The sequence below is a fragment of the Nocardiopsis sp. iso_186 genome, from assembly GCF_056173365.1.
The window spans coordinates 3,533,091-3,551,261 of the sequence record NZ_CM149670.1 but is presented as its reverse complement, the minus strand read 5'-3'; the positions used below and the strand labels follow the sequence as shown (position 1 = coordinate 3,551,261).

The following is an 18,171-nucleotide window of genomic DNA, read 5'->3' as shown; positions in this document are numbered from 1 at the left end:
GCTCGCTTCCCCCAGACCAACCCGAGGTGATCCCCCGTGCCCGAGAAACGACGCCCCGGCCTGCGGCCACTGGCCATGGGCGCTGTGCTCGGACTGACCCTGGCCGGATGTGCCGCCGTGCCGGAGGCCGTCCCGGTGTCGGCCCAGGAGAACGCCGCCGCTGCCCAATGCGGACTGTTCTTCGACGACTTCGTATACAGCGGCCCCCACGACCCCGCACTCGCCGAGCAGGGATGGCGGGTGCGCAGCTGGGCCGGCGGTCCCGGTGTGGCCGGGGCGTCCTGGGATGCCGACAACATCTCCTTCGTCGCCGAGGACGGTGACCGGCTCCTGCGGTTGACCTCCTCCACCGACGGCACACCTGCCGGTACCAGCCAGGCCGAACTGACGTTCGGGGAGGAGAAGTTCCACGAGGGCACGTATGCGGCGAAGGTGAAATTCGCCGACGAGCCGGTGTCCGGTACCGACGGCGACACGGTGCTCCAGACCTTCTACACGATCACTCCGCTGGCCTACGACAACGACCCCGACTACAGCGAACTCGATTTCGAGTACCTGCCCAACGGAGGCTGGGGTGCCAGGGCCGAGGCGTTCTACCTCACCTCCTACCACACCTACCAGCGCGACCCCTGGAAGGCCGACAACACCCACGACGTCGTCAACCGTTCCTTCGCGGGCTGGCGCGACCTGGTCATCCAGGTCGCCGACGGCACAGCTAAGTACTACATCGACACCCACCTCGTGGCCGAGCATGGCGGGAAGTACTACCCGAGCTCTCCCATGTCGATCAACTTCAACCAGTGGTTCATCGACATGAGCGGTCACACCGGTGGCACCAGCACTTACGTGCAGGACGTGGACTGGGTCTACTACCAGCAGGGCCAGACCATCGCCCCCGACGCCGTGAACACGCGCGTCGGAGAGCAGCGCAACGCCGGTATCGAGCGGATCGACGAGGTCCCCTCCACGGCGGTGTGCTGATGACGATGCCCACCCGCTAGGGCAAGCGTCAGGGGCGGCGACCGAACGGTCGCCGCCTTTCGCATGTTCCCAGGGTCTTCCCAGACTTCTCTCTTGGGTGAGTTTGCGGCCTTTTTCAGGGGGCATGCGAGGGTCAGGTCCAAAAGCGTGGCCTTGAACCCCGGCGTTCGATGCAGTTGTATCCCCCGCGCTCCGCGCGTTCGGCATCGGCAGCAACGTCGGGTGCGATCTGCGAAGACCGCTTCCACCAGGTGCAAGCCCCACCTGGCGGGAAACCCCAAGGAGACCACGATGCCTGGCAAGACCACGAAACCCCGTCGGACCACCGTCGCGCGGACCAAGAACACGGTCCGTCCGCCCGCACGTCCGCGCGCCACGGGGCGTGCCGAGACACTGCTCGCGGAACTGGCGGCGCTCAAGACCGCCGACGTGCAGGAACGCGAGCGCATCAGGGGCGAACTCGTCGAGTTGCACCTGCCCCTGGTCCGAAGGGAGGCCCGCCGCTACCGCAACAGGGGCGAGCCGATGGACGACCTCTGCCAGGTCGGCACACTGGGACTGATGAAGGCCATCCGCGGGTTCGACCCTTCGTTCGGCAAGCCCTTCGTCGCCTACCTCCTCCCGATGGTCACCGGCGAGCTCAAGCGCCACTTCCGCGACACCACGTGGGCGGTACGCGTTCCGCGTGCCCACCAGGAGAAGCGCTCCGAGCTGAACCGGGTCGTCGCCGAGTTCACCCACAAGGAGGGGCGCACCCCCACCACCAAGGAAATCGCCTCCGCCCTGGAACTCGACGTGGAGCAGACCATCGAACTCATCGACGCGGCCTCGGCCTACAGCGCGTTGTCGTTGGACATGCCCTTCGGCGAGGCCGACGACGAGACCGCGCTGGGCGAGACGCTCGGCTCCACCGACCACGCCCTGGAGAGCGTGGTCGACAAGGAGGCGCTCAAGGGTGCTCTGGATCGGCTTCCCGAGCGCGAGCGACGTGTCGTGCTGTTGCGCTTCTTCGGAAACAAGACCCAGAGCGAGATCGCCACGGACGTCGGCCTCTCCCAGATGCACGTTTCCCGGCTGCTCTCCCAGACCCTGCGCCGGATGCGTCGGGACCTGGCCGGAGAGTGATCAGCCTGCCGTGACCGGCGAGCGCATCGGCATGTGACATGCCTCTCGTCCCCCGAGGCGGGCGAAGGCGGAATCACGCGGTGCGCCCGCCGGTTATGCGAGGTCGCAATACGAATGTCACCCAACGACGTGGAGTATCCATGACTACCGTCCCCGAGGTCACCCTCAACAACGGCGTGCGTATCCCGCAGCTGGGTTTCGGGGTGTGGCAGGTGGACAACGATGACGTGGTCGCCCCTGTGCGGACCGCCATCGAGACCGGCTACCGCAGCATCGACACCGCAGCCGCCTACCGCAACGAGGCCGGCGTCGGCCAGGCGATCCGGGAGTCGGGCGTTGCACGCGAGGAGCTCTTCGTCACCTCCAAGCTGTTGAACGACGAGCAGGGCTACGACAGCACGCTGCGCGCCTTCGACGCGACGCTGGACGCCCTCAAGCTCGACCGGCTGGACCTCTATCTCATCCACTGGCCGCTTCCGGCCAAGGACCGCTACGTCGAGACTTGGAAAGCCATCGAGCGTCTCTACGCAGAGGGGCGGGTCCGGGCGATCGGTGTCTCCAACTTCAAGGAAGCCCACCTGGAGCGACTGAGCAATGAGGGCGGGATCACCCCGGTGCTCAACCAGATCGAGCTGCACCCGGTGCTCACGCAGGAACCGCTGCGCCGTTTCCACGCCCGCCACGGCATCGCCACCGAGGCGTGGAGCCCGCTCGGTCAGGGCAAACTGCTCGACGACCCGACCGTCGCCACGATCGCCCTGGAGCACGGGGTGAGCGCCGCTCAGGTGATCCTGCGCTGGCACCTGCAGATCGGCAACGTCGTGATCCCCAAGTCGGTCACTCCGGAGCGCATCCGCTCCAACTTCGACGTCTTCGGCTTCGAGTTGAGTGTCGAGCAGGTCAACACGCTCTCCGGTCTGAACGAGAACCGGCGGTTCGGCTCCGACCCCGACCAGGTCAACGGCTGACCCGCCCGTCAACGACAGACGGGCCCGTCCGGTGGAGAAGAACCACCGGGCGGGCCCGTCGGGTGTCCGTCGTGCTCTAGGCCAGTTCGCGGCGCCTGGTGGCGCGGGCGAGCGTGGCCTCGGTCCCGTTGCGCACGACGCGCATGACGTAGACGATGCCGGCGATGAAGATGCTGACGGGGATCGCCATGATCGCGATCAGCATGATGAGGTTCGGAATCTGCAGTGCTCCCATGTGCCTCATCTTAGGGACAGTCCCCAGGGGCCCGTCACGGGTGCCCGCACCACCTTGATGTCCACAGCGAGGACGGGTCCGGTCAACGCAGGTAGCCCAGCCTGGTCAACTCCGGGCGCGCCACGCCCTCCACGTCGGTGCGTTGAACGGAGTCCAGTCGCACACGCCACGAGCCGGTGCCGTCGGGGTCGGGCCGCATCAGTTCCAGTGCGGACACGCTGGCCCCGACGAACTCGGACAGGCGTTCGGCGGTCTCCACCTCCTTGCCGGGAACCTCCTCGTAGCGCAGGGTCATCAGGCGTTCGGGGGCCAGTTCGCCGCGCAGCTTCGCCGACAACCGCACGGCACTGCGCCAGCGCATCGCGCACTTGCTCGCTGTGGACAGCCCCGGGTACTCGTCGCGGTCCTCCTCGGTCTCCACCCCGAAGAACGCGTTGGGCAGTTCTCCGTCCAGGTTGGCCACACCCGGTTTGAACCAGGTCAGGGAGTGCTCGTCGTCGAGCATGTCCGCGACCGCGTCCCGACCGTCCCGGATCACCTGGACGAACGCGGCGTCCTCGAAGGCCAGGGCCAGTGCGCTGGAGCTGTAGAGCAGGTCGGGGCCGGCGTCGCCGTAGCGGGTGACCTGACCGGCGTGCTCGCAGGGCTCGGGGGCCTCCCGGGCCGGCACCGGACCCGGCGGGCACCGAGGGCAGCTGAGCGGGGTCAGCTGCCATGCCTCGGCGAACGCGTCGCGTACCAGGCGCGCGGCACCGGACTCGTGCCCCTGGGCCAAGGAGGGCTGCCGCGCGAACGCGTACACCGCGTTCAACACGCTGGGGTGGCCCCCGGTCAGGTGGAATCCGGGCGCACGTCGCAGCGCGCGGGCCACGAAGTCCACCCCCGAGTGCGGCGCGCCCAGCACGAAGACCGGACGTCTGATCTTGGTCCCGTTGACCACGAGAATGTACGGCGACTGTTTCACGTGTTTCATGAGTGGTCTGATTTTGGCACGTTTGCCGGACTTCACGAAGCAGGGAAACCGCCGCCCGGGCGATTCGCGCGGCCCGAACGGAGACGGGGCAACGCTGCCACAATGGACGGGCGTCCTGGTCGTCGGGGAGGGGAACGGACATGGCCACCACCGCGGATGTCGCCGAGGTCGGCGCGTTGCTGGCGGGCTGCGATCGCGTCACGGTTCTGACCGGGGCGGGGATCTCCACCGGCTCCGGCATCCCTGATTTTCGCGGGCCGCGCGGCGTGTGGACGACCAACCCGGGGGCCGCCGCACTGTACGACATCGACGTCTACCGCTGCGATGTCAACGTCCGTCGCCAGGTGTGGCAGGTGCGTCGGACCAGTCCGGCCCTGAGAGCGGAGCCCAACGCCGCTCACCGTGCCGTCACCGAACTCGATCGGGCCGGGCGGTTGTGCGCCGTCGTCACCCAGAACATCGACGGCCTGCACCAGAAGGCGGGGATGGACCCCGCGCGTGTCATCGAGGTACACGGCACCATCCACTGGGTCGTCTGCCTGTCCTGCGGACTGCGTACGCCCACCCCGCAAGTGCTGGAGCGCCTGGACGAGGAGTCCGACCCGCGTTGCGTGCGCTGCGGCGGTATCCAGAAAAGCGACACGGTCTCCTTCGGCCAGCGCCTGGACCCCGACGTCCTGGAGGCCGCGGTGGCGGCCGTCGAGGAGTGCGAAGCACTGGTGGCGGTGGGCACCTCCCTGACCGTTCATCCCGTGGCGGCCCTCTGCGATGTCGCGCTGCGCGCCGGAGCGCGACTGCTCATCGTCAACGCCGAACCGACCCCCTACGACGACGCGGCCCACGCCCTCCTGCGCGAACCGATCGAAGAGGTCCTGCCTCGGTTGACGCGCGTCATTCTGGCGGGGGACTAGGTGTACCCGGCCAGTACGTCGCGGATGGCCGCCACGTGCTCGTTGTGTTCCTCGGCCAGTCAACGCACCGAGGCGCGAGCGCTCTTGGACACACCGATGGGACGGACGTGGCGCGTGGTGACCGGAACCAGGCGGGCCCCCAGGCGGTGGACCTGGCCGCGCAGTTGACGCAACACGAACACCTGGAAACGCAGGCGGTCGTCGGATTCCAGCGCCTCACCCATGGTGAACGCGCGTTCGAAGGAGTCCACCAGTGCGTCGTCGTCGGCATCCGCGGCGCCGAAGGACAGCGTCAGCACCGCGTTGGCATCGGAGGCCGCCTCGCTGTCACGGGCCGTCACATCTCCTCCGAACAGCCGTACCAGCGGCTCCAGGGCGTGCAACAGCCGTTGGGTGGCGTCATCGGCCAGCAGCGCCGACTCGCGCCAGGTGAAACCGGAGTCGGTCTGGGCCCCCGCGCCGGTGCTGCCCCGGTGCACCGTCAGCGCGCCGTCGGTCCCGCGCACCTCCAGGGCGTGCACCAGGCTTGCCCACTGTTCGGGCGGCAGCTGGGACTTCCACAGGTGGGCCAGCGCACGCCAGCGCGCCGACGACTCCGGCCCGAACAGGGCCGGAAGCGGAACCTCGTCACCGTGCACCGCCACCAGCGCCAGCATCAGGTTCGCGCTGTAGGCGGCCTCGCGTGCGGCGTCCCCCAACTCCAGGGGGCGGTAGCCGGTGTGGGCGACCCGGGGCCGATGCCGTCCGGCGGCACGGAGTAGTTCGGCAAGGGCCAGGCGCAGTTCGTCGCGGGCGCCCGGAGCCAACAACCGCAGCCGTTCGGCGAGGAACCGGGGCACCTCCCCCGACACCGACAGGGGAGTGAACGACAGCAGCGCGTGCAGGAACGCGTCGTCCAGGGGAGTGGGGCGCACCGCCCGTCGATCGCGGATGCGGGCCTCGGCCAACCCCGCCAGTTCCTCGGCCACCAGCCGTGCCACCAAGTACTCGCCCAGCGACGGATGGCTGAACACCAGTCGCGCCGTTCCCTCCCAGGAGTCCGCGGGCACCGCACAGCCCAGTTGCAGCGGATCCATCGGGCGTGCGAAATGCGCCGGCCAATGCAGGAGGGCGGTGTGGTCGGCGGTCACCGCAGCGGTGTCGGCGTGCCGTCCACCCCGGTTGAACATGGAGAAGGCCAGTACCGACGCGCCCAGCAGGGCCTGTTCGATGCGGCCCGAACGCACCGCCAGATCGCCGTCGGCCGGCGCGGAAGCCCTGTCGCGGCGGTCGGCGGCATCGGCGAGCATCCGCAGCCACCGTTCGTACAGTCCCGCCTCGCGCAACGGGGCCGAAAGCTTGCGCAGCGCATTGCTGGTGCCGTCGTAGACCGCCATCATCAACAGGAACAACGGACGCCTGCCCAGCGGCAGGTGCGGGGCCAGGCAATCCCGATCCAGCGGGAGCGCCCCGTTCCGGTCGAGGTAGCCGGCATTGATCCGATTCCAGGTGTCCAGCCACGCACCCAACTGCGCGTCGGTGAAGTCCTCCAGCCGTATCGCCACGCTTCCGGGAGGAAAGCGCACCCGTGCGGCGGTGCTGTCGCGACAGGTGAGCACGACCGCCACCGGAGATGCGGCCCCGGCCCGTGCGTGTTGAAACGCCGCGACCCCGGCGAGCAGGCCGCTGTGCGTGACTCCGGCCCTGCTGCCCAGCTCCTCCACCCCGTCCAGGAGCAGAACCGGAAGGGCGTCGCAGTTCTCCGCCCCGGCTGCGAGAAGCGCACCGGAGAGGCGGTCGGCCAGGGCCCGTTCCAGCGCCCCCTCGGGCAGGTCGCGGACGTTGACGCGTACCGCGGCGAAGTCGCTCTCGGGCAGTCGGGCGGCCAGCATCGTCACCAGAGCCGATTTTCCCGAACCGGAAGGCCCGAACACCACCAGGGGCAACAGCAGGGCGCGCGGGGCGGTCAGGTGGCCGAGCAGGAACTCGGCGAGGTCCTCGCGCGGCCCGCCCTGCTCCTGCCACCACGACTCCTCGTGGGCCAGTGACCGGGGACCCAGCTCGGTCGCGCGAAACGCCGGGGTGACGTAGGCCAGCCCCAGGGGCGGCAGGTACGTCCCGGCCAACTGCGGGGCCAAGGAGGAGACGGGGACGTCCAGGCGTTCTCGGTGGGTGCGGGCCAGCGCGCCCCGAACCGCGCTTGGGACCCGCCCGGTACTGATCGACTGCAATCGGTGCTGGAGCCGCGACAGTCCCATCGGGACCTCCGGAAGCGCGCCGTAGCGGGGGCGTGCGGTGTGCAGGCCCGCCCAGGCGCCGAACTCGGGGAACCCTGCGGCGAGCTTGTCGCGCAGCTCCTCGTAGCGGCGGGTGCAACGGTTGGCCAACACCGTGCCCAGCCGCTCGGTGACGGTGCCGCGATGAACCTCGTCCAGTTCCACCCACAGCGGCATGCCGCGCAGGACTCCGGGCAACTGCTTGCAGCGGCGCAGGTAGAACCGGCGCACCCGGGCCAGGCCGTCGGCGGTGTCGCGCTGGACACGGGGCAGCGGCGGTGCCGACAGCACCAGCAGTGCCACGAACTCGCCGAGCTGCTTGTGGTCGGTGACCCCACCGGGGTCTTCCGCGAACCCCTCGGTGGTGCCGTCCAGGTCGAAGGGGAGTTCGGTGTCGTCCAGCGACTCGAAGAACGCGGTCACCACGACCATGCTGTGCGCCGCGGCGATGCGTCGGGTGCGCTCGCGTCGGGGGAGCCGGTGCGCCTCCCGGTCCAGCCGGTTCAGCGCGTGGTGGGCGAAGCGCACGAGTTCGGTGCGCGCGTCCAGCAGGTCGGTTTCCTCGCGCGCGCACAACCGATCGACCAGGTCGGCGACACGTCCCTCGCCGGTGCCCAGAATCCTGATCGCGTCGCAGTACCGGACGGGTTCGCGCATGCCACCACCGAGAGTTCACCGGAGGTCCGGGTCGTCGTGAAGAGGACGTCTCACCCTCGGTCGGGGAACGCCGTTGACCATCATGACGGGTGTCCGGCTGGTTTGGCGGGGTTTGCGGATTTTTCTTGGGCGAGATTCGTTACCCGGAGCCGGATCCACCGCTGCCCCACGCGGAAGAAGGCAGCACGCCGTTCTTTCGGCGTGCGGGGGGAACCGCGTCGGCCCCGGGCCGTTCGTCGTTGGCGGCGGCCAAGGCGGTGATGCGGTCGATCGCCCCGTCGGCCCCGGGCAGCCGCGGGCGAAGTCCCTCCAGGACCCGGGCCACCGACCGTGCGGTCAGGGCCGGTCCGGAGACGACCGAACGCACGGAATCCAGATAGCTGCCGACCGTCGGCGCGAGGCGGTGAGGGCGACGGTCGTGCGGTTCGTCCAGATCTTCGGCGGCCTGGCGCAGCACCAGGAGTTCGATCCGGCCCAGTCGGGAGGTCGCCAGCAGGCGTTCGTAGCGCTCGATCCGTTCGTCGCTGTGGAACGACGCATCCCCCAGCCGCAGCTCCAGGATGTCGTGCGCCTCGGCCCAGCCGATCAAGGAGCCCTCGTCGTCGTGGCCGGTGAACCACGTCCCCAGATCGGAGGAGACGTGCCGCAGGTAGGGCAGCAGCATCAGCGTCATTCGGGCGGCCGTGCCGTTGACCCGCAGTGCGATCGAACGCAGCAGCTTGGAACTCACCCCCTCGTAGGGCACGGTGATCAGGTAGGGATTGTTCACCGCCAGCGGTATGGTCACGTCTGCGCGCAGTTCGAAGCCGACGCATTCGCCGACGTTGACCGGTTCCCCGGTCTCGCGTTCCACCACGGTGCGCGGTTCGCCGCCCCAGCAGTCCAGGTGTCGCACCCGGACGGTGTCCACCGTCCCGTGCCACTCGTCGGTGCGCATCGACCGCCACAACCCGACCAGGCCGCGCCACTCCTGCCAGGAGCCCGCGCCCGTCGGGTAGAGCTCCCGGACGTCCACCCCGGTCGTGCTGACCGCCAGGAGCAGCAGGACCAGGTTGGCCGTGTGGACACCGTGCCGGTGCGTGACCGGCAGCCGCTCGGGCTCGTAGGCGGAGAAGGAGCGGTTGGGCGCCGGGTACAGGGCGTCGGCGAAGAGTTCGAGCAGCAGCGCGCGGTACTCCGCCCGGTCCTCGGGGCGCCGGGCGAGCCTGGCAGCCAGCAGTTCTTCGGTGAACTCCATGATCGCCGCGCGTCCGCTCAGCGTCGCGAACGACGTCAGTGCGTAGAGCAGGCCGTCGTTGAGCGGCTCGCTGAAGCGCTTGCGCCGGGCGTGCAGCCGGTCGGCCATCAGTTCGTCCAGCGCATTGACCACGGTCCGGGCCACCAGGTACTCGCTGAAGGTGGCGTGCAGGAACTCGTAGACGCTGCTGTGTTCGCCGTTGCGCACGGCACGGGCCTCGTGCACGAAGAAGAACCGGCCCAGCACTTGGTCGGCCGGGGTGATCCGGCCGCGCAGCCCCGGGTTGGCGGCGTGTACGGCCGCGTCGGGGTAGAGCACCGCGAGGTCCTGGTCGAGCTCGTCGGCCGTCACGCTCTGCTTGTGCCGGGTGAACATCGCCATTGCGACGACCTCCAGGCGGCGCAGTTCGCCCTCGGTCGCCTCGCTCAGCTCGGCAGTCGTCAGGCGTGCGCGATGCTTGCGCACGTCACGTTCGGCGAACGCGGTGAGCAGCCGCTCGTAGAGCTCGCCGCGGCCCAACCCGTCGGCGGCCTCGCGCAGCACGGTGGTGTCGGAGTCGAAGATCAACAACATGAGCAGCAGCAGGGGCTGCTCGGCAAGCTCCCGGTAGCGCAGAAGTACGTCCAGCGGGAGCGGGCCGATCCCGCGCTGCGCCTGCTCGGCTGCGTTGGCCTGGTTCCAGATCCGCAGCATCCGCGCGATCCGCGCGTCGTCGAAGGGTTCCAGCCGGATGACGGGGGTCCGGGCGGGGAACCGGGTGCGGTCGGCGACCACGGTCCTGCTCGTGACGATGACCGCCACGGGATTGTTGATGTCGGCCTGCTGCTCCTGGAACTGCTGGACCTGCTCCAGGTAGTCCGAGCGGTTGATGCCGGTGGCCTGGAGAAGCTCGTCGAAACCGTCCAGGATCACCACCGGAAGTGCTCCCGCGGCGCGGTCGCACAGTTCGCGCCAGGACACCTCGGTGCCCAGTGTCGCCGCGATGCCCTCCTCGATCTGGCGATAGACGGGGGCGTCCGCCTGTACCCCGCGCAGTTCCACCCGCAACGGCAGGAAGTCCCCGGCCGGCAGGCGCGCGCAGAGCATCCGGGTGAGCTGCGACTTGCCGGCCCCGGGATGACCCAGGAGCACGATGGGCCGGGTCCGGCAGTGCCACTGCGTCAGCAGCGAGACCAGCAGTGGTTGAAGGTCCTCGTGGCGCTCGGACTGCGCCCACCAGCTGTCGGCGGAGGGCAGCGAGTCGGAGTCGCTGAACCGCAGCAGACCGCACGGGTTCAGGTAGGAGCGGCTGACCGTGGGAAGAACCATTCCCTCCGGCGCCTCCGCGGTGGGAAGCATCGGTTGGTCCAGGACGGCGCGATTGGCGAGGGCGAGTTCGTCGAGCCTGCGCTGCGGACCGGCGTCGGCGCTCAGCCCGCGCAGCAACTCCTCCATTCCGAAGAGCCCGGTGCTGACCTGGTCGATGCGCTCGCGCGTGGCGGCGTGCTCGGTGAGGCCGGCCCAGACCCCGAACTCGGGGATGTCCGCGGCGAGCCTGCGATAGGAGGCCGCATAGCGGCCCGCAGCCAGTTCCGGAAGCTCGTCCAAGGCACGGTTGACCCGGCTCTGGTCGGTGGCGCTCAGCCGTTCCCAGGCCGAGAGGCCGCGGATGAAGGCGCGGATCGTGCCGGGCAGGTGGCTGGTCGTTCGTGTGCCGGTGGCCGCGGTATCGGACCCGGGAAGGACGGGGAGGACGTCGAGGCCGTTGGTGAGCGATCCGGTCAGCAGCGACAACTGCTCGTCGCCGGTGAACGCGAGATCGTTGACCGACAACGGGGCGCCCGAGCGGGCGAGCACGTCCTCCAGCGCTTCGAAGGCCGCCACGACCCGCAGCACCTGGTTCGCGGCCTCGATCCGCTCGGTGCGCTCCCAGCGGCCCATGCCGTCGAGGCTGCCGCGGACACGCGCGACCGCCCCGCGTCCGTGCTTGACGACCTGCGAGCGCAGTCCGAACAGGTCGGGAACGCCCAGCGCCGCGAGTGTGCCGTCCGCAAGTTTTTCGGCGAAGTCCAGAAGCGCGGAGTCGTCCTTGCCGAGGATACGCAGGGCGTCGGAGTAGGACAGCGTCTTCTTCACCACGGGACGGCGGTGCCTTTCCTGGCGGGGGACCACGGTACGCGACCCCGCGCGCCGGGCCGATCACTGCTCGGTGGTGCGCGGGACGGGGCGGGGCGAGAGCGGGGAGGGGTCGGGGCTCAGGGCAGGCGCCAGTCCATCGGTGCGGCGCCCTGCTGCTCCAACAGCGCGTTGGCCTTGCTGAACGGCTTGGAGCCGAAGAAACCGTTGTGCGCCGACATCGGGCTGGGGTGGGTGGCCTCCACGCACGGCACGTCGGGCATGAGCGGACGCAGGTTGCGGGCGTCACGTCCCCACAGGATCGACACCATCGGCTTGCCGCGCTCGGCCAGTGCGCGGATCGCCTGCTCGGTGACGGCCTCCCAGCCCTTGTTGCGGTGCGAGCCCGAACTGCGCGGTCGCACGGTCAGGACCCGGTTGAGCAGCAGGACACCCCGCTCGGTCCAGGGGGTGAGGTCACCGTTGGCGGGCATCGGCAGGCCGAGGTCCTGGGTGTACTCGGTGAAGATGTTGCGCAGGCTGCCGGGGAGCCGGGAGTCGGGGGCCACGGAGAAGCTCAAGCCCACCGCGTTGCCGGGGGTGGGGTAGGGGTCCTGGCCCACCAGGAGCACCCGTACGTCGTCGAAGGGCTGCTGGAAGGCGCGCAGGACGTTCTCCCCGGCAGGAAGGTAGGTGCGGCCGGCGCTCACCTCCTCGCGCAGGAAGTCGCCCATCTGCGTGATGCGGTCGGCCACCGGCTCCAGAGCCTTGGCCCAGCCGCTCTCCATGATCTCGTTCAGCGGTCGTGACATGGCTCAGAACCTTAGCGGCGCCGTCCGACATCCAGTACACGTTCGCCGCGGCGAACGGACTCACCTGCCTGGGCGCTCCCAGCGGGCCAGCCGGGCCTTGATCCGCGCCGTCTGGGGGTGGTCGGGACCGTGCATCCGGATGTGGTCGGCCAGCAGGTCGCGGTACAGCCGCACGGCCTCGACCGGTCGTCCGGCCAGTCCGGTGTAGGCGGCCAGGTAGTGCCGGGCGGTGAGGGTGTCGGGGGAGTACGCACCCATGACCCTGGACATGTCGGGCACCAAGGCGGCCAGCAGGGTCGCGGCCTGTCCGTGCTCGCCGGACTCTCCCACGTCGAACGCCTGGTAGAGCCGGTTGATCAGTACCTTGTTCGAGGAGGGCCCGTACGCCGCGACCAGGTCGTCCAGCAGTTCCTGCCGGATTCTGGCGGCCGCTGCCCGCCGACCCGCGCGGCCGGTGTTGGCCGCGAGGTGGTAGCGGGCGGTCCGTGTCTCGGGGTGGTCGCGTCCGTGCACCCGGTCCAGCGCCCGCACCAGTTCCTCCAGTAGTGCCGCTGCCCGTTCCGGGGCTCCGGCCTCTCCGGTCAGGTGGGCGTGGCGCCTGCGGGCCCGCAGCGTCTGCGGGTGCTCGACGCCGTACACCTGGGCTGCCTCGTCCAGGAGCGGTTCCAGTAGTCGCACCGCGTCGTTGAAGGAACCCGCATCAGCCAGGGCCTGTGCTTCGTCCAGGTTGCGCTCCAGGCCCCTGCGGCGTTGCCGTGGGCCCACGGGGCCGCGGGCCCCGGTCGGCCTCGCGGGTGCGTCGAGGGGGGCTCCTGGCGCACCGGTGAAGGCCAGCAGCCGCTCACGCACCGCCTCGGCGCTCGCCGGTCGCTGCGCGGGTTCCTTGGCGAGCAGTTGTAGCACCAGTTCGGACAGGCTCGGGGGCAGGTCCTGGCGCAGTGCGTCCGGCGGGGTGGGATCCTCGGTCAGGTGCATCCGCAGGACCGGGAGCGGTTCGCGCGCCTGGAACGGCGGGAACCCGGTCAGCAGTTGGTAGAGCACGGCGCCGAAGGAGTACAGGTCGCCGGGGGCGCCCACCGGCAGCGATTGGATCTGCTCCGGTGACATGTACAGCGGCGTGCCGGCCAGGTCGCCGGCACGGTTCAACCGTCGGCTGTGCAGGGCCGCGAAACCAGCGACGCCGAAGTCCAGGACCTTGATCGTGCCGCCGTCCTGGTCGTCGGAGTCCACCACCATGAGGTTGCCGGGTTTGACGTCACGGTGCACGATTCCCGCGTCGTGCGCGACCGAGAGGCCCGCGCAGACCTGGGCACCCCAACGGGCGGCCAGCGCCACCGGCACCGGCCCCTGCCCCAGTGCTGCGAGCATCGGCCGGCCCTCGACCAGTTCCATGACGGCGTACACGGTGCCGGAGTCGGTTCCGTAGTCGTAGAGCACGACGATGTTGGGGTGCCCGGTCAGCTGGGCCGTCATCCGCGCCTCGCGCCGAAACCGGGCGATCGCATCGGGGGCGTTGACCAGGTCGGGGCGTACCAGCTTCACCGCCACCGGGCGGTGCAGGCGTTCGTCGAGGGCTCGCCAGACCTCGCCCATGCCCCCGGTGCCAAGCTTTTCGGTCAATCGGTAACGGCCGTCCAGCACTCGCTCTGCCACGTCATCCCTCCACCGCGGCGATTCAGCGGTCATCTGGGGCCGAGACGGGGCCAAGACGCCCGATCCGTTTCCCGTGCGGTTCCGCCAGAAGCGTAGCGGGCGCCTGGTCGCCTGCTACGAACCACCCCAGGGGCAGCGGAACCGGCACGGATCGTTATGCGTGCGGTCTATCGTGATGCTCTGCGCTTTTCCGCCGCGCCCCTCGGTCCCCTCAAGCGGAAGTGGAAGACACGTCGTGAGCTCTGCCCTGTATGTCGGCCCGGATTCCCAACCGGACAAGTACCGCCTGGTTCGGTCGGTGGGGCGAGGCGGGGACAGCACGCTCTACCTCGCCGAGGCCGGCGACGCCGGCTGGGTCGAGCCGGTCGTCGTCAAGATGCTCACCACCGGCTTTGTGACTACCGCAGCGCAGTTCGCGCAGCTCAGCAATGAGTGGAGCGAGCAGGCCGAGCTGCTCGCCTCCGTGACAAGGGTCGGTGCCGTCGGGGTCCTCGACCACTTCGAAGGGGCGGTGGAGCACCGCGCAGACCAAGCCGCAGAAGGCGGTGAACGCGCCCTCTACCTGGTCATGAACCATGTTTCGGGCATGGATCTGCGCGACTGGCGTGCCGAACACGCCGCCGAGGGGCCCAGGGGCCAGCGCGAAGCCCTGCGCTATCTGGAGCAGCTCGCCGGCGTCCTGGACGTCCTGCACTCGGGGCGGGCCACCCCCGCCAAACGCGCTGTCGTGCACGGCGACCTCTCGCCCGGCAACGTGATGATCGACCGGGACGGACAGGCGACCCTCGTCGACTACGGGATGGGCGCGATCGCCGCCCGCGGTCTCGACGGCGGGCCGCGGCCCACCGAGGGCTACGCCGCGCCCGAGACGGCCACCGGAGCGTACTCGCCCGCGGCCGACCGCTATGCCTTCGGTGCCATCGCCTACTTCACCCTCACCGGGCAGGAACCGCCGCCCGGGCCCGAGCGGCTGCGAACGGTTTTCTCGGAGCTTCCGGTGCTCAACGGCGCCCGCCCCGAGGAACGCGCGGCCGTGCTGGCGGTGTTCTCCACCGATCCCGCCGAGCGACCCTCGGTGCTGCAATGGATCAAGAGAGTGCGATCGCTGGGCACCTCCACACCCTGGAGCACGACGGAACCCCCGGCCGCGGACGCGCCCTCGACCACCCCGGCCTCCTCCGGAGCTCCGCGCCACATCACGTTCGGGGGGCCCGGACCCCAACGCCCAGTCGGTGGAATGCGCGGCACCCCGGCCCCCCGGCGCCCCGTGCCGGCGCCCGCGCCGCCGTCCAGCCCCGTGCGGCCGGTACCGCAACCGCGCCCCCTGGGGGACACCACCCCCATGGACCCGGTGCCCGGCTCCCCGGCCCACACGGGCGAACGCAAAAAGAAGAAGTCCCGCAAGCCGCTGCTGGCCTGGCTCGCGGTGCTGCTCCTGGTGGCGGTGGGCGTCGGCGGGGTCGGTGCCTACACCGCATTCGACCGGTGGAACCGCAACCAGCCGGCGACCTCGGTCGAACCCAACCAGCAGCTCGCCCCGGTGAGCTCCCCGCCGTCGAGCCCGTCGCCGAGTCCCTCGCCCACGCCGGAGCCGTCGCCCTCGGGTCCCTCCGACGGGCCCTTCGACGAAGAGCGCTCCCTCACCGAGCTCACCCCGGCCGCCACCTCTCCCGCAGCCCTCGAATGGACCACCGCCAGGATGGACGACCGTACGTACAATCGGTCGCTGACAGCGGACCTGTCGTGTGTGGGGGAGAACTGGAACGATTACGACCTCGCCCGGTCCTGGGACGTCTTCGAGGCGGTGGTGGGGATGGGGGACCTCTCCGCCCCGACGGCCTCGGCCGTCTTCACCGTGCTCGTGGACGGCGATGAGCGCTACGCCGAGACCGTGCAGTCGGGCGATCAGACTCTGGTGCGCATCGATGTCACCGACGCGCTGCGCCTGCGCCTGGGAGCCGAGGCGGGGGTTGACTGCGACGACGCGGGGCTGGCGGTGTGGGGAGACCCGCGGCTTCTCGGCTGATCGGGGCGGGGCAGCACGGTCACTCGCCTTCGTCGTCGAGTGGGCCCACGTGCACCGACCGCACTCCCTGTGCCTCGGCCAGTGCCACCGCGAGCTCGTTGAGCCGGGCCAGTCCGCGTACCCGCAGCTCCAGATCGATGACCGGGAAGGGGCCGTCCTCGTCCCGACGCCGGGTGCGCACCTCGTGCACCGCGTACCCCCGTTCGGTGACCAAGGCCAGTACGGCGCGCAGCGCCCCGCGGCCGTCCTCGTAGCTGACCCGCAACAGCGAAAGCGTCGGTACCGAGCGGGTGAGCAGCCTCAGGAGCGGAGGGTAGACGTAGACGACGAGGAAGTGCGCGGCCGTGACGAAGACCGCCACCAACCACAGGCCCGCCCCGCAGGCGGTCCCCACCGCGGCGGAGACCCAGATGGTCGCGGCAGTGGTCAGTCCGCGCACCGTGTCGCGGCGTACGAAGATCATCCCCGCCCCGATGAACCCGATCCCCGACACGATCTGTCCGGCGACCCGGGAGGGGTCCAGCATCACACTGCCCTCGCGCAGGACGTCGCCGAATCCGTATTTGCTCACCACCACGAACAGTGCTGCGCCGAGTCCGACGAGCGTGTGCGTGCGCAGGCCGGCGCTCTTCTGCCGGATCTGACGCTCCAGGCCGATCAGCGAGCACAGCAGCAAGGCGCTGAACAGTGCCAGGGCCTGTGGCCACCCCTGTACGCCCAGGTCGGTGAGGTTAGTCGGTGCCGCCGCTGTCATCTGCCGTCGCTCTCTTGGCCTCGGCGACCGGTCCGGGCGGAGGGAACGGGGCGATCTTCCGCTCGCTCAGTGGAGCGGCGATGTCCTCCAACGACCGGCGTGCGGCCTCGACACCGATGAGCAGTTCGACGATTCCGGCCGCGATCATCAGTCCGGCGCCCAGGTAGTAGCCGAAGGCGATGTGGCTGACCTCGCCGCTTTCCACCAGGCTGGCGAACAGCGTCGGCCCCAGGATGCCGCCCAGTGCGGTTCCCACCGCGTAGAAGAGGGCGATCGCCTGGGGCCTCGTCTCCATGGGGAAGATCTCGCTCACCGTCAGATACGCCGCGCTTGCACCGGCGGAGGCCACGAAGAACACCGCGCACCAGCAGAGGGTCAGAGTCGTTGCGGTGAGAGCCCCGTTCTGGAACAGCACACCGGTGCCCACCAGCAGCAGCCCCGACAAGATGTAGGTACTGGAGATCATGGGTTTGCGGCCCAGGCTGTCGAAGAGCGGTCCCAGCAGCACCGGTCCCAGGAAGTTGCCCAGGGCCAGCGGCACGATGAACAGTGGCGCGGTTGCCGAGGGCACGCCGAAGAACGCCGTGAGCACCAGTGCCTGGGTGAAGAACACGGCGTTGTAGAGGAACGCCTGTCCGGCGAACAGCGACAGGCCGAGGACCGTGCGTCGCGGATAGGTGTGCACGATGGTGACGGCCAACTCCCGGAGGGTGGTCGTCGTGCGCTGTTCCAGGACGAGTTCGCCTTCGGCCGGCGGCAGCGTGGGCCGGTGCGTCTCCGAGCGGATCTCCTCCTCGATGGCGCCCACCACCCGCTCGGCTTCCTCCTCGCGGCCGTGCACGACCAGCCAGCGCGGGCTCTCCGGCACCATCCTGCGCACGAACAGGATGATGAACCCCATGAGCCCGCCCAGTCCGAACAGCACCCGCCAGCCGATGTCCTCGGGAAGGACCTCGGGGTTGAGCAGCGGATAGGCCAAGGCCGCGCCGGCTGCCGCACCCAGCCAGTAGGAACCGTTGATGATCAGCGCGATACGGCCCCGCAGCCTGGCAGGAACCATCTCGTCGATGGCGGAGTTGATGGCCGCGTACTCTCCGCCGATTCCGAACCCGGTGAAGAACCGGCAGACGAGGAACCAGGTGATGTTGAAGGAGAACGCGGTGAACACCGTGGCCACCAGGTACACGCCCAGTGTCAGCAGGAAGATCTTCTTGCGGCCGTAGCGCTCGGTGAGCTGGCCGAAGAACAGCGCACCCAGGCAGGCTCCGGTCACATAGACCGACGCGGCTATTCCGACCTGGCCCTCGGTGATGCCCAGGCCGCTGCCTTCCTCCACGATCCGGGAGCCGACCGCACCGACGATGGTGACTTCCAGCCCGTCGAGGATCCAGACGCTGCCGAGCCCGATCAGGATGAGCCAGTGCCAGCGAGCCCAGGGCAACCGGTCCAGGCGGGCCGGGATACGCGTGGTGATCATGCAGGGTTACTGA

At 69.7% G+C, this 18,171-nt stretch carries 13 protein-coding genes; 5 read left to right on the top strand and 8 right to left on the bottom strand.

What is annotated here, in order from left to right; all coding sequences use genetic code 11:
• The first annotated feature begins 36 nt into the window (after positions 1–36).
• The 3 genes from AC0VYP_RS15530 to AC0VYP_RS15520 all read left to right on the top strand — a co-directional run bounded on the left by AC0VYP_RS15530 (position 37) and on the right by AC0VYP_RS15520 (position 3,074).
• A complete protein-coding gene (locus AC0VYP_RS15530) occupies positions 37–981 on the top strand; it encodes a glycoside hydrolase family 16 protein (RefSeq protein WP_475470391.1) in 945 nt (314 codons plus the stop codon).
• A 291-nt stretch (positions 982–1,272) separates the two neighbouring features.
• Positions 1,273–2,106 carry a SigB/SigF/SigG family RNA polymerase sigma factor gene (locus AC0VYP_RS15525; protein ID WP_285756731.1) on the top strand — a complete coding sequence of 278 codons (834 nt, stop codon included), beginning with the start codon at positions 1,273–1,275 and terminating at the stop codon, positions 2,104–2,106.
• Positions 2,107–2,246: 140 nt separating this feature from the next.
• Positions 2,247–3,074 (top strand): aldo/keto reductase, encoded by an 828-nt coding sequence (locus tag AC0VYP_RS15520; protein ID WP_475470389.1) that lies wholly within the window; start codon positions 2,247–2,249, stop codon positions 3,072–3,074.
• 76 nt (positions 3,075–3,150) lie between these two features.
• Here AC0VYP_RS15520 and AC0VYP_RS15515 read toward each other — a convergent pair whose 3' ends face one another.
• Both AC0VYP_RS15515 and AC0VYP_RS15510 read right to left on the bottom strand, forming a co-directional pair.
• On the bottom strand, positions 3,151–3,309 hold the full coding sequence (locus AC0VYP_RS15515; protein WP_285756729.1) for a hypothetical protein: 159 nt from the start codon (positions 3,307–3,309) through the stop codon (positions 3,151–3,153).
• A gap of 82 nt (positions 3,310–3,391) precedes the next feature.
• Positions 3,392–4,273 (bottom strand): sulfotransferase family protein, encoded by an 882-nt coding sequence (locus AC0VYP_RS15510; RefSeq protein WP_285757835.1) that lies wholly within the window; start codon positions 4,271–4,273, stop codon positions 3,392–3,394.
• Positions 4,274–4,422: 149 nt separating this feature from the next.
• Between AC0VYP_RS15510 and AC0VYP_RS15505 the strand changes: the two genes are divergently transcribed.
• Positions 4,423–5,193, top strand: a complete 771-nt coding sequence (locus AC0VYP_RS15505; RefSeq protein ID WP_475470387.1) for an SIR2 family NAD-dependent protein deacylase — start codon at positions 4,423–4,425, stop codon at positions 5,191–5,193.
• Between the two features lie 59 nt (positions 5,194–5,252).
• On the opposite strand, the gene AC0VYP_RS15500 is transcribed toward AC0VYP_RS15505, so the two are convergent.
• From AC0VYP_RS15500 to AC0VYP_RS15485, 4 genes are all read right to left on the bottom strand, one after another.
• Positions 5,253–8,105, bottom strand: a complete 2,853-nt coding sequence (locus tag AC0VYP_RS15500) for an NACHT N-terminal helical domain 7-containing protein (RefSeq protein ID WP_475470385.1) — start codon at positions 8,103–8,105, stop codon at positions 5,253–5,255.
• 139 nt (positions 8,106–8,244) lie between these two features.
• The gene (locus AC0VYP_RS15495) at positions 8,245–11,460 is read right to left on the bottom strand and encodes an NACHT domain-containing protein (protein WP_475470384.1); all 3,216 of its coding nucleotides are present in this window, start codon (positions 11,458–11,460) and stop codon (positions 8,245–8,247) included.
• A gap of 116 nt (positions 11,461–11,576) precedes the next feature.
• On the bottom strand, positions 11,577–12,248 hold the full coding sequence (locus tag AC0VYP_RS15490; protein ID WP_475470382.1) for a uracil-DNA glycosylase: 672 nt from the start codon (positions 12,246–12,248) through the stop codon (positions 11,577–11,579).
• A gap of 60 nt (positions 12,249–12,308) precedes the next feature.
• On the bottom strand, positions 12,309–13,901 hold the full coding sequence (locus AC0VYP_RS15485; RefSeq protein ID WP_475470381.1) for a serine/threonine-protein kinase: 1,593 nt from the start codon (positions 13,899–13,901) through the stop codon (positions 12,309–12,311).
• Positions 13,902–14,136: 235 nt separating this feature from the next.
• Here AC0VYP_RS15485 and AC0VYP_RS15480 point away from each other — a divergent pair, with 235 nt between their 5' ends.
• Positions 14,137–15,927 (top strand): protein kinase domain-containing protein, encoded by a 1,791-nt coding sequence (locus AC0VYP_RS15480; protein WP_475470380.1) that lies wholly within the window; start codon positions 14,137–14,139, stop codon positions 15,925–15,927.
• 19 nt (positions 15,928–15,946) lie between these two features.
• Here the strand turns inward: AC0VYP_RS15480 and AC0VYP_RS15475 are convergent, their stop codons facing one another.
• Both AC0VYP_RS15475 and AC0VYP_RS15470 read right to left on the bottom strand, forming a co-directional pair.
• Complete coding sequence (locus tag AC0VYP_RS15475; RefSeq protein ID WP_285756722.1) at positions 15,947–16,681, bottom strand: MgtC/SapB family protein; 735 nt, start codon at positions 16,679–16,681, stop codon at positions 15,947–15,949.
• Entirely contained in the window at positions 16,659–18,158 is a 1,500-nt protein-coding gene (locus AC0VYP_RS15470) for an MFS transporter (protein WP_285756721.1), read from the bottom strand. The genes AC0VYP_RS15475 and AC0VYP_RS15470 overlap by 23 nt, the downstream gene beginning before the upstream one ends.
• Positions 18,159–18,171 lie beyond the last annotated feature (13 nt).